The following is a 17,235-nucleotide window of genomic DNA, read 5'->3' on the forward strand; positions in this document are numbered from 1 at the left end:
CGGGCCGCCTCGCGGCACGCTTCCTGCCCCCATGCTACTTGCCAGTAACTGCTAGGCAAGGCCAGGGCCCGGCGAAGCCGTGCGGTCCGTGTCACATGCGACGGCCCGGAAGTCTCAGGACTGTGTGGTGAGCGCGCCGACGAGCAGCGGGAGAGTCTGCTCGATCTGCCAGGGGCGGGCCCCGAAGCTGCGCAGGACCTCGGCGATGCTCTCCGGCGACGGGTCCGTCGGCGGCTCCCAGCAGAGCCGCCGCACCGTGTCGGGCGTGATCAGGTTCTCCTGGGGCATCCGCAGACGCTCCGCGTGCGAGCTGATCGCGGACCGCGCGGCCGACAGCCGGGCCGCGGCGGCCGGGTCCTTGTCCGCCCAGGAGCGGGGCGGCGGCGGGCCGCTGGGCTGCTTCACCTGGACCGGCAGCTCCTGCTCGGTCAGGGCCAGCGCGCGGTCGACCGCCTCCTGCCACTGCCCCAGCTGGCGGCGCCCGGAGCGGTTGCCGAAGCCGGGCAGCGCGGCCATCGCCCGTACGTCCGCAGGCGGGTTCAGCGCGCACTCCACGATCGCCGCGTCAGAGAGGACCTTGCCCGGGGAGATGTCCCGCCGCCTCGCCACCTCGTCGCGAGCGGTCCACAGCTCCCGCACGACGGCGAGCTGTCGGCGCCGCCTGACCTTGTGCATTCCCGAGGTGCGCCGCCAAGGGTCCTTGCGGGGCGGCGGCGGGGGAGCGGAGGCGATCGCCTCGAACTCCTGGTGGGCCCACTCCAGCTTGCCCTGCTCGCGGAGCTCCGTCTCCAGCGCGTCGCGCAGGTCGGTGAGCAGCTCCACGTCGAGTGCGGCGTACCGAAGCCAGGGGTCGGGCAGTGGGCGGGTGGACCAGTCGGCCGCGGAGTGGCCCTTCTCCAGGCTGTATCCGAGGACGTTCTCCACCATCGCGCCGAGGCCCACCCTGGCGAAGCCGGCCAGGCGGCCCGCGAGCTCGGTGTCGAAGAGGAGGCTGGGGACCATGCCGGTCTCGCGCAGGCACGGCAGGTCCTGCGTTGCGGCGTGCAGAACCCACTCGGTGTCCGCCAGCGCCTCGTGCAGCGAAGTCAGATCGGGGCAGGCGATCGGGTCGATCAGCACCGTCCCCGCGCCCTCGCGGCGCAGCTGCACGAGATAGGCGCGCTGGCCGTAGCGGTAGCCGGAAGCCCGCTCGGCGTCCACGGCCACGGGGCCCTCGGCCGCGGCGAACGCTCGTACGACCTCGGCGAGGGCGTCGGCGGACGCGGTGACCTCCGGGGTGCCCTCCCGGGGCGCGAGCAGGGGTACCGGCGCCGGGCCCTCGGCCGCGGGACCGTCCTGTGCGGTGGCTGCTGTCGTCTTCTCTCGCGCGGTCTCATGGGCTTCGGTCACCAGGCAAGGGTAGCCGGGCCCGTGAAGAGCGAAGCACCTGCCGGCGGAACGGTCCGTCGGCAGGTGCTCGGGGGTGCGGTGGGTGTTGCCGGCAAGGGGGCCGGTCAGTCGGTCGGGTGGTGCGGAGGCCCGGCCGGCGATGCCGGGAGAGCGGCCGGACCTGGGTGGTCGGTCGGTTCCGGGCGGCCGGTCGGCCTCCTCAGTGGATGATGCCTGTGCGCAGTGCGACGGCGACCATTCCCGCGCGGTCACCGGTGCCGAGCTTCCTGGCGATGCGTGCCAGGTGGCTCTTGACGGTGAGCGCGGACAGGCCCATCGACACACCGATCGCCTTGTTGGACTGGCCTTCGGCGACCAGGCGCAGCACCTCCACCTCGCGGCCGGAGAGCTCGCGGTGGCCTCCGGGGTGGCCCGGAGCGCCGTGCGGACGTCGGTGCATCCGCGCGGCGGCCATGCCGATCTGGGCGGCGCCGGGGCGGTGGCCCACGGCGAGGTTGTTGCGGGTGCCGGTGACGACGTAGCCCTTGACGCCGCCGGCCAGGGCGTGGCGCACGGCGCCGATGTCGTCGGCGGCGGAGAGTGCGAGGCCGTTGGGCCAGCCTGCCGCGCGGGTCTCGGACAGCAGGGTGAGGCCGGACCCGTCGGGGAGGTGGACCTCGGCGACGCAGATGTCTCGTGGGTTGCCTACTCGTGGACGCGCCTCCGCGACCGACGACGCCTCGATCACGTCCCGTACACCCAGTGCCCACAGATGGCGGGTGACGGTGGAACGGACTCGTGGGTCAGCCATGACGACCATGGCCGTCGGCTTGTTCGGGCGGTAGGCGACCAGGCTTGTGGGGTGCTCGAGGAGAACAGACACCGGGCCTCCTGGGAGAGGAGATTGGGGACGGCCGGCTCGGGGGTGAAGCCGGGGACGATCCCTCGTGGAAGGGTCAACCAAACCTTCGGCAGCTCTCCCGGGCTGCTTTAGGGGAAGATCACGAACGAGTGAGTACAAATTTCGCAAATCGGACAGAAAGTCGAGTCGGCGCCCGATCCGTTCCCTTCGGCCGTCCGAATGCGCGCACGCGCTCCCGACGCCTCCGACGCGCTCGGGTCTCGGAAAATCCGTGTCGAGAACGGCGTGAATCCATCGGAACTGCGGCTGAAAATCGCTCACTTGCCCAGATCGTCGCACGCCTTGTCGGACACCGGATACGCCGTGCCGAGCGCGTCGGAGGCGTCGGGAGCGCGTGCGCGCATTCGGACGGCCCCCGAACCCTCAACTGCGCGGTGTACGGACCGGGTTGGTCCGCTTCGTCCGTACGAGAGCTTCCACCCGCAGTCTTGACTCGGCTACGCAGCGCGAGTACCTCTGCTACCAGGAGGTGTCAGCATGGCGACAGCCCGGGGGCCCCGGCAGCACCGGCGGCACAGCACGAAGGCCCTGCTCCGCGCGCACCGCGTCGAACAGCTTGCGGAACGCGGCCTCGTCCCACGCCGGGCCGCCGTGCACCGCCACCAGACGGTCGACCGAGGCGGACACACAGTCGGCGAAGAGCGCCTGGACGCTGCCGTGCGGAGTGCTGGAGACCAACGGCGGCGATTTCATGCGGCGTTCGCAGGACTGCCAGGCGGCCAGCACCTCCCGCACCTGGGCGACGGCGCCCAGGGTGGCGAGCACTCCAAGCTGCTCCACAGGACCAGGTTTCGCGCCAAGGAAAGCGGCGCGAAACCTGGTCCTGTGGAGCAGCTTGGAGTGCTCGCCACCCTGTCAAGGTGGAGGCCGCGGGTTCAAATCCCGTCAGGACCGCATTACTGAGGGGCGCCTCGCGAACGAGACGCCCCTCAGGCGTGTACGGGCAGCCGCGCAGTTGAGGGTTCGGGGGCCGTCCGACACCCCTGGGTGCGGCCTGTGCGGGGCGCCCGTTCGAGCGGGCCTCCCGAGCGGGGTCCGTTCCGGTCACCGGGCGGCCGGGGAGATCCGCTGGATGATCGAGGAGCTGCGGGTGAGCTACTTCGCGCACGCGCTCCCGACGCCTCCGACGCGCTCGGCACGGCGTATCCGGTGTCCGACAAGCGGATCGTGAAGGCCGTGGACGCCGCCGTCCCGGCCGCCCGGTGACCGCGCGGGAATGGTCGCCGTCGCACTGCGCACAGGCATCATCCACTGAGGAGGCCGGAGACGGGTCAGCCCGGCTGCGGTCCGCGCCGCTGCGGGAGCTGCACGACCCCCGCCTCGGGGCTGCTCTCCGGCGGCAGCCCGGCGCACTGTGCCAGCAGCTCGCACCACGCCATCAGATGTGCGCCCGCGTCCAGCTGACCGGTGAGCGATGAGCCGTGCCCCGCCGGGGACCAGGAGGCGCGGATCTCGATCTCGGCCTGCGCCTCGCGCTCCGCCAGCCCGCCGAAGTAGTGCGAGGAGGCACGGGTGACGGTGCCGCTGGAGGCCCCGTACGGGACCCGGCGGGCCTGGAGCGCGCCCGTCAGCCACGACCAGGTCACCTCGGGCAGCAGCGGGTCGGCGGCCATCTCCGGCTCCAGCTCGGCGCGGGCCATCGTCACCACGCGGAACGTGCCGTGCCAGGCGTCCTGGCCCTGCGGGTCGTGCAGCAGCACGAAGCGTCCGTCGGCGAGCTCCTCGTCGTCGACGCCGAGCGACGCCTCCAGGGCGAATGCGTAGGGGGCCAGACGTTTGGGGGCGGGGAGCGGGTCGAGCCGGATCTCCGTGCGGGGCGTGATCTCCTCCAGAGTCGCCACGGCGTTCCGGAACGCCGTCGGAACGGCCTCCCCGTCGTCGTTCATACCCTCCGCCGCCTGTGCTCGTGCCGCTGCCATGGGCCGAAGGGTAAGGGCTACGGACCGTGTGCGACGGTAGGAACACCCGGCGCGTGCTCGGCATGTCGGAGCCCGTGGGAGACTCGGACGCGTGACTGCCGATGACCGCCCGAAGGGCCCGCCGAGCGCGACCGCAGACTCCGCCTTCCTGAAGGCCTGCCGCCGAGAACCGGTGCCGCACACCCCCGTCTGGTTCATGCGGCAGGCCGGCCGATCGCTGCCGGAGTACCGCAAGCTGCGTGAGGGCATCGCCATGCTCGACTCCTGCATGCGGCCCGACCTGGTCACCGAGATCACGCTCCAGCCCGTGCGCCGCCATGACGTGGACGCGGCCATCTACTTCAGCGACATCGTGGTGCCGCTCAAGGCCATCGGCATCGATCTGGACATCAAGCCGGGCGTCGGCCCCGTCGTCGCGCAGCCGATCCGTACCCGCGCCGACCTGCAGCGGCTGCGTCCGCTCGGTCCGGACGACGTGCCGTACGTGACCGAGGCGATCGGGATGCTGACCCGGGAGCTCGGCGGGACCCCGCTCATCGGCTTCGCCGGCGCACCGTTCACCCTCGCCAGCTATCTCGTGGAGGGCGGCCCGTCCCGCAACCACGAGCACACCAAGGCGATGATGTACGGCGACCCGGAGCTGTGGGCGGAGTTGCTCGACCGGCTCGCCGGGATCACCGCCTCCTTCCTCTCGGTGCAGATCGAGGCGGGCGCGAGCGCGGTGCAACTCTTCGACTCCTGGGTGGGAGCGCTCGCCCCCGAGGACTACCGGCAGCGGGTCATGCCGGCCTCGGTCAAGGTTTTCGACGCGGTGGCCGACTACGGCGTGCCGCGCATCCACTTCGGCGTCGGCACCGGCGAGCTGCTGGGTCTGATGGGAGAGGCGGGCGCGGACGTCGTCGGCGTCGACTGGCGCGTTCCGCTGGACGAGGCGGCTCGCAGGGTCGGCCCCGGCCGCGCGCTGCAGGGCAACATCGACCCGGCGGTGCTCTTCGCCCCGCACACTGCCGTCGCCGAGCAGGCGGACCGGGTGCTCCGGGCCGCCGAAGGGTTGGAGGGGCACATCTTCAACCTCGGCCACGGCGTACTGCCCGACACCGACCCCGAAGCGCTGACCCGTCTCGTCGCCCATGTCCATGAGCGCACCGCGCGCTGAGACCGCGCCGCCGCACGCGCTGGTCGTCGGCGGCGGCATCGCCGGCCTCGCGGCGGCCCACGAACTGCTGGGCCGCGGTTTCACCGTGACGCTGGTGGAGGCCGGCGACCGGCTCGGCGGCAAGCTGCGCCGCGGCGAGGTCGCCGGAGTCACCGTCGACCTCGGCGCGGAGGCGATGCTCGCCCGTCGTCCGGAGGCCGTCCGGCTCGCCCGCGAGGTCGGACTCGGCGAGGCGCTCCGCCCGCCGAACGTCGCGGGCGGAGCGATCTGGACCAGGGGCGAGATCCGGCCCATGCCCCAGGGGCATGTGATGGGGGTTCCGGGCACGGCGGAGAGCGTGCGCGGAGTGGTCTCCGCCGAGGGGCTGGCCCGTATTGCCGAGGACGCCACCATGCCGCCCTGCGACCCCGGCGAGGACGTCGCCGTCGGCGAGTACGTCGCGGCGCGGCTGGGGCGAGAGGTGGTCGACCGGCTCGTGGAGCCGCTGCTCGGCGGTGTGTACGCGGGCGACGCGTACCGGATCTCGCTGCGCGCGGCGGTTCCTCAGCTCTACACGGCCGCCACCGAGGAACGCACCCTGATGGACGCGGTGCGCTCGGTGCAGTCCGTGACCCGCGAGGCGGCGCGGGCGAGGGAGGCGGCCGGCGAGGTCGCACCGCCGGTCTTCCTGGGCATCGAGGGCGGCGTGGGCCGGCTGCCCGAGGCAGTGGCGAGTGCCGTGCGCGCGGCCGGCGGCACGGTGCTGACCGGCGTCGGGGCGCGGGCTCTGCGGCGTACCGCCGTGGGGTGGGAGCTGGAGTGCACCGACACGGTGCGGCGCGCGGACGCCGTCGTCGTGGCGCTGCCCGCAGGGCAGGCGTCGAAGCTGTTGCGCGCCGAAGTCCCGTACGCGGCAGCTGAGTTGGACACCGTGGAGTACGCCGCCACGGCGCTCTGCTCGTACGCGTTCCGCCGCTCCGACCTGTCCGGGCTGCCGGGCGGGAGCGGCTTCCTCGTCCCGCCGGTGGACGGACGCACGATCAAGGCGGCCACGCTGGTGGGCAACAAGTGGGACTGGGTCTCGGCGAGCGACCCGGAGCTGTTCGCGGTCCGCACCTCCGTGGGGCGGCACGGCGAGCGCGGCGTGTACGAGCGGGACGACGAGGAGCTGCTGCGGCTCTCGCTCGCTGATCTGCGCGAGGCGACCGGCATCGACGTCCGACCGGTGGGGCAGCGCGTGACCCGTTGGGAGCAGGGGCTGCCGCAGTACCCGGTCGGGCAGTTGGCGCGGGTGGCGCGGATCCGGGCGGCCGTGGCGGCGAAGCCGGCCCTGGCGGTCTGCGGAGCCGCGTACGACGGCGTCGGTATCCCGGCGTGCGTGGCGTCGGCGAGCCGCGCGGTCGACGAGGTCGTGACCTCGGTCGGGGCCCGTACGCACTCGGCCTGACCTGCGCCTGCCGCAGGCGCAGGCGTATGCGGGAGGCCGGTGCGGAGCGCTCGCGGCGGCGCGCGAGAATGGGGCCATGACTGCTGCTTCGGAGAAATCACCCCACGCCGGCAAGAAGGCGAAGGACCTCAACGAGACCATCCGGTACACCCTGTGGTCCGTGTTCCGGCTGCGGGACGTGCTGCCCGAGGACCGTTCCGGCTGGGCCGAGGAGGTCGAGGAGCTCTTCGCGCGGCTCGACGCCGAGGACGTCACGGTGCGCGGCACCTACGACGTATCCGGGCTGCGCGCGGACGCGGACGTGATGATCTGGTGGCACTCCGAGACCTCCGACGCACTCCAGAACGCGTACAACCTCTTCCGCCGCACGAAGCTGGGCCGCGCGCTGGAGCCGGTCTGGTCGAACATGGCGCTGCACCGGCCCGCCGAGTTCAACAAGTCGCACATCCCGGCGTTCCTGGCCGACGAGCACGCCCGCGACTACATCAGCGTCTACCCCTTCGTCCGCAGCTACGACTGGTACCTGCTGCCGGACGAGGACCGTCGCCGGATGCTGGCCGACCACGGCAAGATGGCGCGCGGCTACCCCGACGTGCGTGCCAACACGGTGGCGTCCTTCTCGCTGGGCGACTACGAGTGGATCCTCGCCTTCGAGGCCGACGAGCTGCACCGCATCGTGGACCTGATGCGTCATCTGCGCGCCTCCGAGGCCCGGATGCACGTGCGCGAGGAGGTGCCGTTCTACACCGGGCGCCGCAAGGAGGTCGGCGACCTGATCGCCGGGCTCGCCTGACCTCAGCCGGGCCGCCGCACCACCGCTCGGTGGTGCGGCCCCGTGCGGCGCCGGCTGCGTGCAGCTGTCGGACGCCGGCGCGCCCGGACACTGGTGAGGCCCTGCCATCGGACGGGCCCTGGGGCGCCCGGCAAGCACGATCTCGCGCGAGCTGAAGGCCAACGCGGGACTCACCGGCTACTTCCCCTACGCGGCGCAGAGAGCCTCCGCCGCGCGTCGACCCCGGCCGAAGGAGCGCAAGCTACTACGCGAGAGCCCGCTGCGGAACTTCGTCCAGGACGGCCTGCGCAGACGATGGTCCCCGGAACAGATCTGCCACGCTCTGACCAAGAGCCATCCCGACGATCAGGACATGCGGGTGAGCGTGGAAACGATCTACCAGGCACTGTACTTCCAAGCCCGGGGCGGTCTGAGGCGGGAAGTTCAGGCCGCCATCCGCACCGGTCGCACGCACCGCAAGCCGCGACGCGACCCGGCCCGCCGCACTCCACGGTTCACCGAGCCGATGGTCATGATCAGTAATCGTCCAGCCGAAGTTGAGGACCGAGCAGTGCCCGGCCACTGGGAAGGGGACCTCATCGTCGGAGCAGGCGGCCGCTCCGCTATCGCCACCCTGGTCGAGCGGACCACCCGCTACACCATGCTGGTCCACCTGCCCGCCAGCTCTCACGACGCCCTGGCCGTCCGTGACGGTCTGGTCCGCACCATCCAGACCCTCCCCCGTCATCTGCGTGGCTCTCTCACCTGGGACCAGGGGGCCGAGATGGCACGACACGGGCAGTTCACCATGGCCACCGGGATGCCGGTCTACTTCTGTGACCCGGCCTCGCCCTGGCAGCGCGGCTCGAACGAAAACACCAACGGCTTGTTGCGGCAGTACTTCCCCAAGGGCACCGACTTGAGCCTGCACAGCCCCGAGGATCTCGAACACGTCGCGCAGGAACTCAACGGCCGCCCACGCAAGACGCTCGACTGGGATACACCAGCCGAGCGTCTACGTGATCTACTCGCTGCCTGAGCCAGTGTTGCGATGATCGCTAGAACTCAAGGGGCGGGGAGCTGCAGGGCCTCACGCGTAGAACGTCGTGCCGAGACGGGGAGTTCCCTCCCGGCGCCGGCGGGCGGCGCGGGGTCTCAGCGGGAGGTGTCCAGGAGTCGCCCGGCGTCCCGGGCGAGCGCGGTCAGCCGCGAGATCGCCCTGAAGTACTTCTTCCGGTAGCCGCCGCGCAGCATCTCCTCGCTGAACAGCTCGTCGAACGGCCGCCCGGAGGCCAGCACCGGCACCTCGCGGTCGTAGAGGCGGTCGGCCAGCACCACCAGACGCAGCGCTGTCGACTGGTCGGGCACCGGCTCGACCCCGGTGACGCAGACGGCGTCCACGCCGTCGCACAGCGCGCCGTAACGGCTGGGGTGCACGCGGGAGAGGTGGTTCAGCAGGCTCGGGAAGTCGTCGAGGCTGGCGGCGGGCGTACGGTACGCGGCCCGGGTCACCGTGTCCTCGTCGTGGGGCTTCGGCGCCTCGGGCAGGCCGCGGTGGCGGTAGTCCTCGCCGTCGATGCGCAGCGGCCTGAAGTGCGCGGCCAGCCCCTGGATCTCGCGGAGGAAGTCCGCGGAGGCGAACCGGCCCTCGCCGAGCTTGCCGGGCAGGGTGTTGGAGGTCGCGGCGAGCGCGACCCCCTCCTCGACCAGCCGGCTGAGCAGGCTGGATACGAGCACGGTGTCGCCCGGGTCGTCCAGCTCGAACTCGTCGATGCACAGCAGCCGATGGTCGCTGAGCGTGCGGACGGTCTGCTGGAATCCGAGCGCGCCCACCAGGTTGGTCAGCTCCACGAAGGTGCCGAACGCCTTGCGCGAGGGGTCGGCCGGGGTGGCGTGCCACAGCGAGGCCAGCAGATGGGTCTTGCCGACGCCGTATCCGCCGTCGAGGTAGACCCCGCGCGGCCCGTTCCCGGAGGGCTTGGGCTCGCGACGGAACCAGCGGCGCCTGCCGCTCCCGGTCGCCGACGCTCCGTCCAGCCCGCGGGCGAAGTCGTCGAGCACCCGTACCGCTTCGGTCTGGCTCGGCTGCTGCGGGTCCGGTATGTAGGTGTCGAAGCGCACCTCGCCGAAGCGCGGCGGGGGCACCATCTCGGCGACCAGCCGCTCCGCGGGCACGTGCGGCTCCCGCTCGCACAGCGAGAGCGGTGTCTCCTCCGGCGACGCGGGGCGGCCGGCTGTCGGACCGGAGATTTCTGCGGATTCAGGCGCGGCACTTGACACTCTCCTCACTCTACGGTGCTCGGGGCCGCCCGCCCGGCCATGGTGTCCCGTGCCACACTGCCGCCATGCGACGTCTGTTCCCCCTCGCCGGTCCCGTTCCCGAGCAGCCCGCAGCACGCGAGCCGTCCGCCGGAGCGGCGCCGGGCCCCACGGCGTCGGTACGGCCCGCGGGCCCCGTCACCGCGCCCGAGGCAGCGGATGCGTCGGCGGCCGACCGGCAGTGGAGCCTGACGGAGATCGCCGACGGGTACGCCTATCCGCCGCTGGAGCAGGGGCAGTTCTGGCTGCGCGGCAACATGGTGGCCTCGTTGGACGGTGCCGCACATCACGACGGCCGCTCCCAACCCCTCTCCTGCGCGGCCGACATGCGGATCTTCGGCGTGCTCCGGGCGCTGGCGGACGTCGTCGTGGTGGGAGCGCAGACCGTACGGCAGGAGGGGTACGGGGGCGCCCGGCCGCGGGAGGCGTTTGCGCAGCGGCGGGCGGCGGCGGGCCAGGCCCCGGCGGCGGCGATCGCCGTGGTCACCTCCGGGCTCGATCTGGACTTCGACTCCCCGCTGTTCACCTCGCCCGCGGCTCCGACGCTGCTGGTCACGGGTGCGGGGGCGCCCCCGCACCGGCTGGCCGCGGCCCGCGGGGCCGGGGCCGAGGTGGTGCTCGCAGGGGAGGGCGCGGCAGTGGAGGTGGACCGCGTACCCGCGCTGCTGGCCGCGCGCGGGCTGAGGCGGCAGCTCACCGAGGGCGGCCCGGCGCTGCTCGGCCAGTTCGCCGCCGCCGACGTGCTGGACGAGCTGTGTCTGACCGTGGCGCCCCGGCTGGTGGCCGGCGGCGCTCCGCGGATCGCGCACGGCCCGGATCTGGCGCTTCCCTCGGACTTCGTACTGGACTCGCTGCTTGAGGAGGCCGGTTTCCTGTTCACGCGCTACCGCAGGGTGCGGCAATCGCCGTAATCGCCGTAATCGCCGTAATGAGGCATTCCGCTTAGCTTGGACGGACAGCGGCAAACGGACAGCGACACCTCGGAAGACCCGCGCGGGCGAGGGGAGAGCGGACTCCGCCCCGGCTCCGAGTCGACCGCGAGCAGAAGGGCGCCACCGTGTTCACGACCGTACTGATGATCGAGAAGCCCCTGGTGCCCACCGATGTGGAGATGGTCGGCACCCTCCACGGGGAGGAGGACGTCGCCTTCTTCGTGCTGATGCAGCCGCGCGGCCACCAGGACCGGCTGCTGCGCGCGCTGGACGATGTGGCGCTCGGCGAGTTGGAGGACGCGGTGCGCGAGGCCGACGAGCCGGAGGGCGACGAGGCCGGGCAGCCCGCCCGGGTGGCGCTGGAGCACTCGGTGCGCTCCCTGCGCGACCTCGGGTTCCGGGCCGAGGGCCGGGTGGTGGACAGCCACCCGCTGGACGCGCTGACCACGGTCGTCGAGGAGGTCGGTGCGGACGAGGTGATCGTGTTGACCGCCCCGCACTTCGTGGAGGAGTTCTTCCACCGCGACTGGGCGTCCAGAGCCCGGCACCGGGTGGGCGTGCCCGTGCTCAAGCTCTTCGCGCACTCGGAGTGAGGTCGATCCGGCGCGGGGCCGCGGGGCGGGTGTGACGTGTTCGGCCGGTGGGCAGCCTGCGCCGGGCCGCGGGGCCGATGACGGGCGTCCGGGTGCGACAATCGGAGCCGACAGCGACGACCAGGGAGACTGAATCTATGGCACCGGCGATCCCGCCCTCGATGGAACGGCCGCACTTCATCGGCATCGGCGGAGCCGGGATGTCGGGCATCGCGAAGATCCTCGCCCAGCGCGGCGCTCGGGTCGCCGGCAGCGACGCCAAGGGTTCGCCGGTCACCGAAGCACTGGAGTCGCTCGGTGCCACCGTCCGGATCGGCCACGCCGCCGATCATCTGGCAGCCGACGCCACCAGCGTCGTCGTCTCCTCCGCAATCCGTGAGGACAACCCCGAGCTCGTCGCCGCCGCCGAGCGCGGTGTTCCGGTCGTCCACCGCTCGGACGCGCTCGCCGCGCTGATGGACGGCGCCCGCGCGCTCGCGATCGCCGGCACCCACGGCAAGACGACCACGACCTCGATGCTCGCCGTCGGCCTGCGCACCCTCGGGCTCGACCCCTCCTACGCCATCGGCGGCGACCTCGACGAGCCGGGCAGCAACGCCCACCAGGGCGCGGGCGACCTCTTCGTCGCCGAGGCGGACGAGAGCGACCGCAGCTTCCACCGGTACGCGCCCCGGGTCGCTGTCGTCCTCAACGCGGAGCTGGACCACCACGCCAACTACGCCTCGATGGAGGAGATCCACGAGTCCTTCGAGATCTTCGTCGACCGGATCGAGCCCGGCGGGACCCTGGTCGTCAACGCCGACCAGGACGGTGCGCGCGAGCTGACCGCCAGGGTGCGCGCGCGCTCGGACGTCGCCGTCCTCACCTACGGAGAGTCGGAGCGGGCGGACGTCCGGGTGCTCTCGGTACGGCCGCGCGGACTCACCAGCGAAGTGGTCGTGCGCTTCGGCGGCGCCGCGGCCGACCTCGCCGACGGTGACGTCCACCTGGCCGTCTCCGTCCCCGGTCGGCACTACGCGCACAACGCCGTCGCCGCTCTCACGGTGGCCGCTGCCGCGGGTGTGCCGGTGGCCGAGCTCGCCCCGGCGCTGGCGTCCTACACCGGGGTCAAGCGGCGCCTCCAGCTCAAGGGCGAGGCGGCCGGGGTCCAGGTGATCGACTCCTACGCCCACCACCCCACCGAGATGACCGCCGATCTGGAGGCGATCCGCGGCGCGCTCGGCGCCGACGGCGCGGACAGCGCTGCCGGTGCCGGCGGTGCTGCCGGTGAGAAGGGCCGGGTGCTGGTCGTCTTCCAGCCCCATCTCTTCAGCCGCACGCAGGAGTTGGGCACCGAGATGGGCGCGGCGCTGGCGCTGGCGGACGCCTCGCTGGTGCTGGAGATCTACCCCGCGCGGGAGGACCCGATCCCCGGTGTCACCAGCGAGCTGATCATCGACGCGGCCCGGGAGGCGGGCGCGGACGTCCAGGCTGTGCACGGAGCGGAGCAGATTCCGCAGGTGCTGGCGGGAATGGTCAAGCCCGGCGATCTCGTTCTCACCATGGGAGCCGGGGACGTCACCGACCTCGGTCCCCGCATCCTGGCCCGGCTGGCCGCGTCCGACGAGGGAGAGCGCTGATGGCCTACGAGATCGAGAAGCCCGACGAGCAGTGGCGGGCGGAGCTCACCCCGCAGGAGTACCGCGTGCTGCGCCAGGCCGGCACCGAGCCGGCGTTCACCGGCGAGTACACCGACAGCAAGGCGGAGGGGGTGTACGAGTGCCGCGCCTGCGGCGCCGAGCTCTTCCGCTCACGCACCAAGTTCGACTCGCACTGCGGGTGGCCGAGCTTCTACGACCCGTCGAGCAGCGACGCCGTGGAGCTGCTCAGCGACACCTCCATGGGCATGGCCCGCACCGAGGTCCGCTGCGCGCGCTGCGGGTCCCACCTCGGGCATGTCTTCGAGGGCGAGGGCTACCCGACGCCGACCGATCAGCGCTACTGCATCAACAGCGTCTCGCTGCGGCTGACTCCGACGTCCGACAGCTGAACTCCCCTCGCTCCGGGGCTCGTTCAGTGGCCCCGGAGCCCGACCGGCCCGGCGGGGCGCAGTGGTCGGGCCCCGCGGTCGGAGCGCGGCGGGCACCGGTGAACCGCCCCCGGGCGCAGGCGAGTTGAAGGCGGGTCAGGGGGCGGTGAGCCGGAAGCCCACCCGCCCGAAGCGCACCCGGTCGCCGGGCCGTACGGTGACGGCGCCGGTGATGCGCCGTTCGTTGACCCAGGTGCCGTTGGAGGAGCCGAGGTCGCGCAGAGTCCAGCCCTGCCCGGTGTAGCGCACCTGCGCGTGCGCCCGCGAGACCGTGTGGTCGGTCAGGCGCAGGATCGATCCCGGAGCGCGACCGATGGAGAGCGCGTACGGCCCGGAGGCGGGCAGCAGCAGCTCGGGCAGGTCCTCGGCCGTCCATGCCCGGCGGAGCCTGCCGCGCAGGGAGGCCATCCGCGAGACCGCGCGGACCATCGGGCCCTCGGCAGGCAGGAGTTGGGGGCGCCCGAGGTCGTGCAACACCTTGTGCAGCTCGTCGGCGCTCTGCGCCTGGAGGATCAGCTCCACCCGGCTCGCGAACGTGTCCTGGGAGACCTGACCCCGCACCGCGCTCTCCCGCAGCAGGCTCAGCGCCCGGTCCCGCTCCGCATCCGACAGACGCGGCGGGACGGCACGGAATTCGAGCGAGGTCATGGACAGGCATTCTTCCGGTCGGTTCGGTCACTGTCCAGACGAGTTCGGGGGTCCGCAGCCGCCGAATTCGGGCCTGTACGCCGCCGCGTGTCACGGACGTGCCGAAGGGGGCGCCGCTCCGGAAGGTTCCGGCTCGCGCGCAGCCCACCCGAAAAGCAGATGCGGAGCGCGCACGGCACGGCGTACCGTCACGGCGACGCTCGCAGTCGCACGACCGAGGAAGAGGAAGGGGGCGAGCCCGATGCCGATCCACCGCATTTCGCGCTCCCGTCCGTCGCACCGGGCGTCACGGATCTGACCGGGGGCGCAATTCCGCCCTTCCGGAAGGAAACCCCGTGACCGCTCTGGTCGTTCGCACGCTCGCCGAGTCCGAGGCGCGTGCCGTCTTCACCTCCCTGCCCGACGCCGGCCTGGTGGGCAGGCCACTGCTGGGCCGCCCCTACCGCACGCTTGCCGAGGGCGGCGAGTACCGCCCCGACTGGACGTGGGTCGCCGAGCGCGACGGCGTCGTGGTCGCCCGGGCCGCCTGGTGGGCGGCCCCGGAGGACCGGGAGCCCCTGGTGCTGGACTGGTTCGACTGCCCCGACCAGGAGGCCGGTGTCGAGCTGCTGCGCGCGATGCCGCGCCACCCCGAGTACGAACTGATCCTGCCCGCCGGCTGGCGCAATGGCCCGCGGGTGTACGCCGAGGCCAACAGTCGTATCGAGGCGGCGCGTTCGGCCGGCTACCGCGAGCTGGTCGAGCGCTTCACCTACCGCTGGACGCCCGCCGACGGGCTGCCCGAGTGCGGAGATCGGCTGGTCTTCCGCCCGGAGCCGGACGACGGGGTCGTACTGGAACTGCTGACACGTATCCAGCAGGGCAGCCTGGACGCGCACGAGCAGGCCGCAGGCGACCCGGCGCGGGCGGCGCGCGAGGAGCTGGAGTTCCTCAACTGGTGCCCCTCGCCCAGGGATTGGTGGCGGGTGGCCTGCACACCGGACGGCGAGGTGGTCGGCTTCCAGGCGCCCGCCCGCAACCCGCACCGGCCGATCGTCGGGTTCGTCGGCGTCCTGCCGGAGCACCGCGGCCGGGGGTACTCCTACGACCTGCTGGTCGAGTGCACCCGTCAACTGGCGGAGGCGGGTGCGCAGGAGATCGCCGCCTCCACGGATCTGGGCAACCATCCGATGGCCGCCGCGTTCGCCCGCGCCGGCTACCCGGTCGACCGGCACCGCTACTGCATGGTCCACCCGGGCTGACCGCACCCGGACGGCCGCCCGCGGGAGTCGCGCACTCCGGTGGGCGGCCGGCCCACGTTCGGTGTGCGGTACGGACCGTCCGCGCCGCGGGCCGGAAGGCGGCTGAGTGCTGCGCGGATCATCAGCAGTACCAAGGGAGTTGATGGGCGATACTGCTGTGACGCACGGCAGGGGAGAAGTAGGCTTCCGTGTCCGGGAGTGGGGCGGAAGGCAGGTGTGCAGGTGAGTTCGGGAGGGCTTCAGCTCCCGTCAGGTGACAGTGGTGCCCCCGAGGGCCGCGGTGCCGGCGATTCCGCGAACGGCTCGGTGGCGGCGGGCGTACAGCCCGAGACCGTGCCGCTGGCCAGGCCCATGGACATCGGCGTCGACCTCGACTGGGACGCGGCCTCCTGGGCCGAGGTCCGGGTGCGCGCCGAGCGCGCGGGGCGGGCGTACATCTGGCTCAACCTCGTCGAGCAGCGGCTGCGTGCGGTGGTCGCCGGAGTGCTGCTACCCATCTACGAGCCGGTCCACGGCGACGAGTGGGTTGTCGCCGCTGCCGGGCCCACCGGCCAGGAGTGGGTGCAGCGGGCGGTGGCCGTGCGCGAGGTGAGCCGCCGCAAGGGGTACGTCCTCGACCCCGCCGACGACAATCTGCTCTCCTTCCTCACGCTGCCGCAGCTGCGCGAACTGATGGTGCAGCACTGGCCCTGTTACGAGCAGTACTTCGACCAGCGGCGCGAGCTCGAACTGGCCCTGGACGAACTGGAGGTGGCCCGCAGCGCGGTTTCGCGCAACCGCGCGCTGCCCGCCACCGTGCTGGCCCACGCGGAACGCACCTCCGCACGGCTGCTGGAGCTGCTCGGCCCCGCGGACAGCTGCGCGCCCTCGGCCGGACGGCTGCCGGTGGACGCGATGGAGCAGCTGGTGGGCGACCGGTTCGCGGACGTGGTGGGTGTTCACCGCGACCGGGTGCGGTTGCAGCGGCAGTTGCCGGCCGAGGACCTGTTCGGCGGGGCGCGCCGGATCGACGCCATGGGGATAGGCCTCAACCTGCTCGTGCAGAACTACTCGGGGCGCCGGCTGGTGCGACTGGCCGAGTCCGGCTGCCGGATGCGGCTGCTCTTCCTGAACCCGGCCAGCAGCGCGGTGCGTCGACGTGAGCGTGAACTCGGCCTCAAGCGCGGCGAGTTGAGCCGCGCCGTGGAGATGAACATCCTGCACATGCGGCGGGTGCGCTCCCGGGTGCGGGACAGCGGCGCCGTGGACATCCAGGTCTCGGACGAGACTCCGCGCTTCACCGCGTACATGGTGGACGGCGACGGCCCGGACGGCCTGGCCGTGGTGCAGTCCTATCTGCGCCGCTCGCGCGGCATGGAGGCGCCGGTGCTGGTGCTGCGCGGCGGAGGCCGAGCGCCGCTCCGGCACGACAGCGACAGCCGCCCGGGCGGGTACCGGAGCGAGGACGACGGCCTGTTCGGCACGTACTGGGACGAGTTCGAGGCGGCCTGGAAGGACGCCCGCTCGGTGTCCTGACCCCGCGGAGCACGCTCGGGCGTGTCCGTACGGGCGCGAGCCCGCTCGGGCGTGTCCGTACGGCGAGCGTCGACCCGGGTGCCTGTGAACGTCGGCCGGTGCGACGGGCGGAGCACGTGGGGCAAAGGTGCGTCAAAGTCGGGGCAAAGCCAGGGCAATGGGTGCGGCGACGGCTCGGCTGCTGTCCGAATCCGGACGGAGCCAACGGCAACTCCCGCTCGAACCCCACGGGTTGGTCGAGCATCCGGATTGGTGTCGGCTCGTCTGCCAGGGTGCTGGAATCGCCCAGGGTGTCGCTTTTCAACTTCCTTATGCTGCTATGAAGTTACGCAAGGATGTTGTGTATGTCACACGTG

The 17,235-nt window shown here is 72.4% G+C and carries 15 protein-coding genes, 1 tRNA gene and 2 pseudogenes; 12 read left to right on the forward strand and 6 right to left on the reverse strand.

Annotated elements, in window-relative coordinates; all coding sequences use genetic code 11:
• Positions 1-114 precede the first annotated feature (114 nt).
• From JGS22_RS23190 to JGS22_RS23200, 3 genes are all read right to left on the reverse strand, one after another.
• Entirely contained in the window at positions 115-1,389 is a 1,275-nt protein-coding gene (locus tag JGS22_RS23190; RefSeq protein ID WP_211040908.1) for a ribonuclease D, read from the reverse strand.
• A gap of 199 nt (positions 1,390-1,588) precedes the next feature.
• On the reverse strand, positions 1,589-2,251 hold the full coding sequence (locus tag JGS22_RS23195) for a helix-turn-helix transcriptional regulator (RefSeq protein ID WP_216815129.1): 663 nt from the start codon (positions 2,249-2,251) through the stop codon (positions 1,589-1,591).
• Positions 2,252-2,749: 498 nt separating this feature from the next.
• Positions 2,750-3,070 (reverse strand): DUF3418 domain-containing protein, encoded by a 321-nt coding sequence (locus JGS22_RS23200; RefSeq protein ID WP_216815130.1) that lies wholly within the window; start codon positions 3,068-3,070, stop codon positions 2,750-2,752.
• A 39-nt stretch (positions 3,071-3,109) separates the two neighbouring features.
• Between JGS22_RS23200 and JGS22_RS23205 the strand changes: the two genes are divergently transcribed.
• Together JGS22_RS23205 and JGS22_RS27485 are read left to right on the forward strand one after the other, a co-directional pair.
• A tRNA-Asp gene (locus JGS22_RS23205) sits at positions 3,110-3,184 on the forward strand.
• A 154-nt stretch (positions 3,185-3,338) separates the two neighbouring features.
• Positions 3,339-3,496, forward strand: a pseudogene (locus JGS22_RS27485) (DUF3418 domain-containing protein); the annotation flags it as partial.
• Between the two features lie 65 nt (positions 3,497-3,561).
• Here the strand turns inward: JGS22_RS27485 and JGS22_RS23215 are convergent.
• Complete coding sequence (locus JGS22_RS23215) at positions 3,562-4,209, reverse strand: DUF3000 domain-containing protein (RefSeq protein WP_216815132.1); 648 nt, start codon at positions 4,207-4,209, stop codon at positions 3,562-3,564.
• 91 nt (positions 4,210-4,300) lie between these two features.
• Between JGS22_RS23215 and hemE the strand changes: the two genes are divergently transcribed.
• From hemE to JGS22_RS23235, 4 genes and pseudogenes are all read left to right on the forward strand, one after another.
• Entirely contained in the window at positions 4,301-5,365 is a 1,065-nt protein-coding gene (gene hemE, locus JGS22_RS23220; RefSeq protein WP_211043406.1) for a uroporphyrinogen decarboxylase, read from the forward strand.
• A complete protein-coding gene (gene hemG / locus JGS22_RS23225; RefSeq protein WP_236074314.1) occupies positions 5,346-6,791 on the forward strand; it encodes a protoporphyrinogen oxidase in 1,446 nt (481 codons plus the stop codon). Before hemE ends, hemG begins: the two co-directional genes overlap by 20 nt.
• A 76-nt stretch (positions 6,792-6,867) precedes the next feature.
• The gene (gene hemQ / locus JGS22_RS23230) at positions 6,868-7,584 is read left to right on the forward strand and encodes a hydrogen peroxide-dependent heme synthase (RefSeq protein ID WP_211043410.1); all 717 of its coding nucleotides are present in this window, start codon (positions 6,868-6,870) and stop codon (positions 7,582-7,584) included.
• 106 nt (positions 7,585-7,690) lie between these two features.
• Positions 7,691-8,602 (forward strand): annotated as a pseudogene (locus JGS22_RS23235) (IS30 family transposase); the annotation flags it as partial.
• Between the two features lie 116 nt (positions 8,603-8,718).
• Here the strand turns inward: JGS22_RS23235 and zapE are convergent.
• Positions 8,719-9,813: a cell division protein ZapE gene (gene zapE, locus JGS22_RS23240; protein ID WP_308405893.1), complete on the reverse strand. Its 1,095-nt coding sequence runs from the start codon at positions 9,811-9,813 to the stop codon at positions 8,719-8,721.
• Between the two features lie 95 nt (positions 9,814-9,908).
• Between zapE and JGS22_RS23245 the strand changes: the two genes are divergently transcribed.
• From JGS22_RS23245 to msrB, 4 genes are all read left to right on the forward strand, one after another.
• On the forward strand, positions 9,909-10,793 hold the full coding sequence (locus JGS22_RS23245; RefSeq protein WP_211042114.1) for a pyrimidine reductase family protein: 885 nt from the start codon (positions 9,909-9,911) through the stop codon (positions 10,791-10,793).
• Between the two features lie 146 nt (positions 10,794-10,939).
• Entirely contained in the window at positions 10,940-11,407 is a 468-nt protein-coding gene (locus JGS22_RS23250) for a putative universal stress family protein (protein ID WP_211042113.1), read from the forward strand.
• A 137-nt stretch (positions 11,408-11,544) separates the two neighbouring features.
• The gene (gene murC / locus JGS22_RS23255) at positions 11,545-13,026 is read left to right on the forward strand and encodes a UDP-N-acetylmuramate--L-alanine ligase (RefSeq protein ID WP_211042112.1); all 1,482 of its coding nucleotides are present in this window, start codon (positions 11,545-11,547) and stop codon (positions 13,024-13,026) included.
• Positions 13,026-13,436 (forward strand): peptide-methionine (R)-S-oxide reductase MsrB, encoded by a 411-nt coding sequence (msrB, locus tag JGS22_RS23260; protein ID WP_211042111.1) that lies wholly within the window; start codon positions 13,026-13,028, stop codon positions 13,434-13,436. Before murC ends, msrB begins: the two co-directional genes overlap by 1 nt.
• A 135-nt stretch (positions 13,437-13,571) precedes the next feature.
• Here the strand turns inward: msrB and JGS22_RS23265 are convergent, their stop codons facing one another.
• On the reverse strand, positions 13,572-14,123 hold the full coding sequence (locus tag JGS22_RS23265) for an FHA domain-containing protein (protein WP_211042110.1): 552 nt from the start codon (positions 14,121-14,123) through the stop codon (positions 13,572-13,574).
• A gap of 335 nt (positions 14,124-14,458) precedes the next feature.
• Between JGS22_RS23265 and JGS22_RS23270 the strand changes: the two genes are divergently transcribed.
• Together JGS22_RS23270 and JGS22_RS23275 are read left to right on the forward strand one after the other, a co-directional pair.
• Entirely contained in the window at positions 14,459-15,364 is a 906-nt protein-coding gene (locus JGS22_RS23270) for a GNAT family N-acetyltransferase (RefSeq protein WP_211042109.1), read from the forward strand.
• A gap of 222 nt (positions 15,365-15,586) precedes the next feature.
• On the forward strand, positions 15,587-16,879 hold the full coding sequence (locus JGS22_RS23275; protein ID WP_211042108.1) for a DUF5919 domain-containing protein: 1,293 nt from the start codon (positions 15,587-15,589) through the stop codon (positions 16,877-16,879).
• The last annotated feature ends 356 nt before the right edge of the window (positions 16,880-17,235 follow it).

The organism is Streptomyces tardus (genome assembly GCF_018101125.2).
In the GTDB taxonomy this organism is placed as follows: Bacteria; Actinomycetota; Actinomycetes; order Streptomycetales; family Streptomycetaceae; genus Streptomyces; species Streptomyces tardus.

Excerpts from the sequence above, each read along its gene's own strand:
- hemQ (WP_211043410.1), top strand. The coding sequence starts at position 6,868 with ATGACTGCTGCTTCGGAGAAATCACCCCACGCCGGCAAGAAGGCGAAG.
- JGS22_RS23245 (WP_211042114.1), top strand. The coding sequence starts at position 9,909 with ATGCGACGTCTGTTCCCCCTCGCCGGTCCCGTTCCCGAGCAGCCCGCA.
- JGS22_RS23215 (WP_216815132.1), bottom strand. The coding sequence starts at position 4,209 with ATGGCAGCGGCACGAGCACAGGCGGCGGAGGGTATGAACGACGACGGG.
- murC (WP_211042112.1), top strand. The coding sequence starts at position 11,545 with ATGGCACCGGCGATCCCGCCCTCGATGGAACGGCCGCACTTCATCGGC.
- hemG (WP_236074314.1), top strand. The coding sequence starts at position 5,346 with ATGAGCGCACCGCGCGCTGAGACCGCGCCGCCGCACGCGCTGGTCGTC.
- JGS22_RS23265 (WP_211042110.1), bottom strand. The coding sequence starts at position 14,123 with ATGACCTCGCTCGAATTCCGTGCCGTCCCGCCGCGTCTGTCGGATGCG.
- msrB (WP_211042111.1), top strand. The coding sequence starts at position 13,026 with ATGGCCTACGAGATCGAGAAGCCCGACGAGCAGTGGCGGGCGGAGCTC.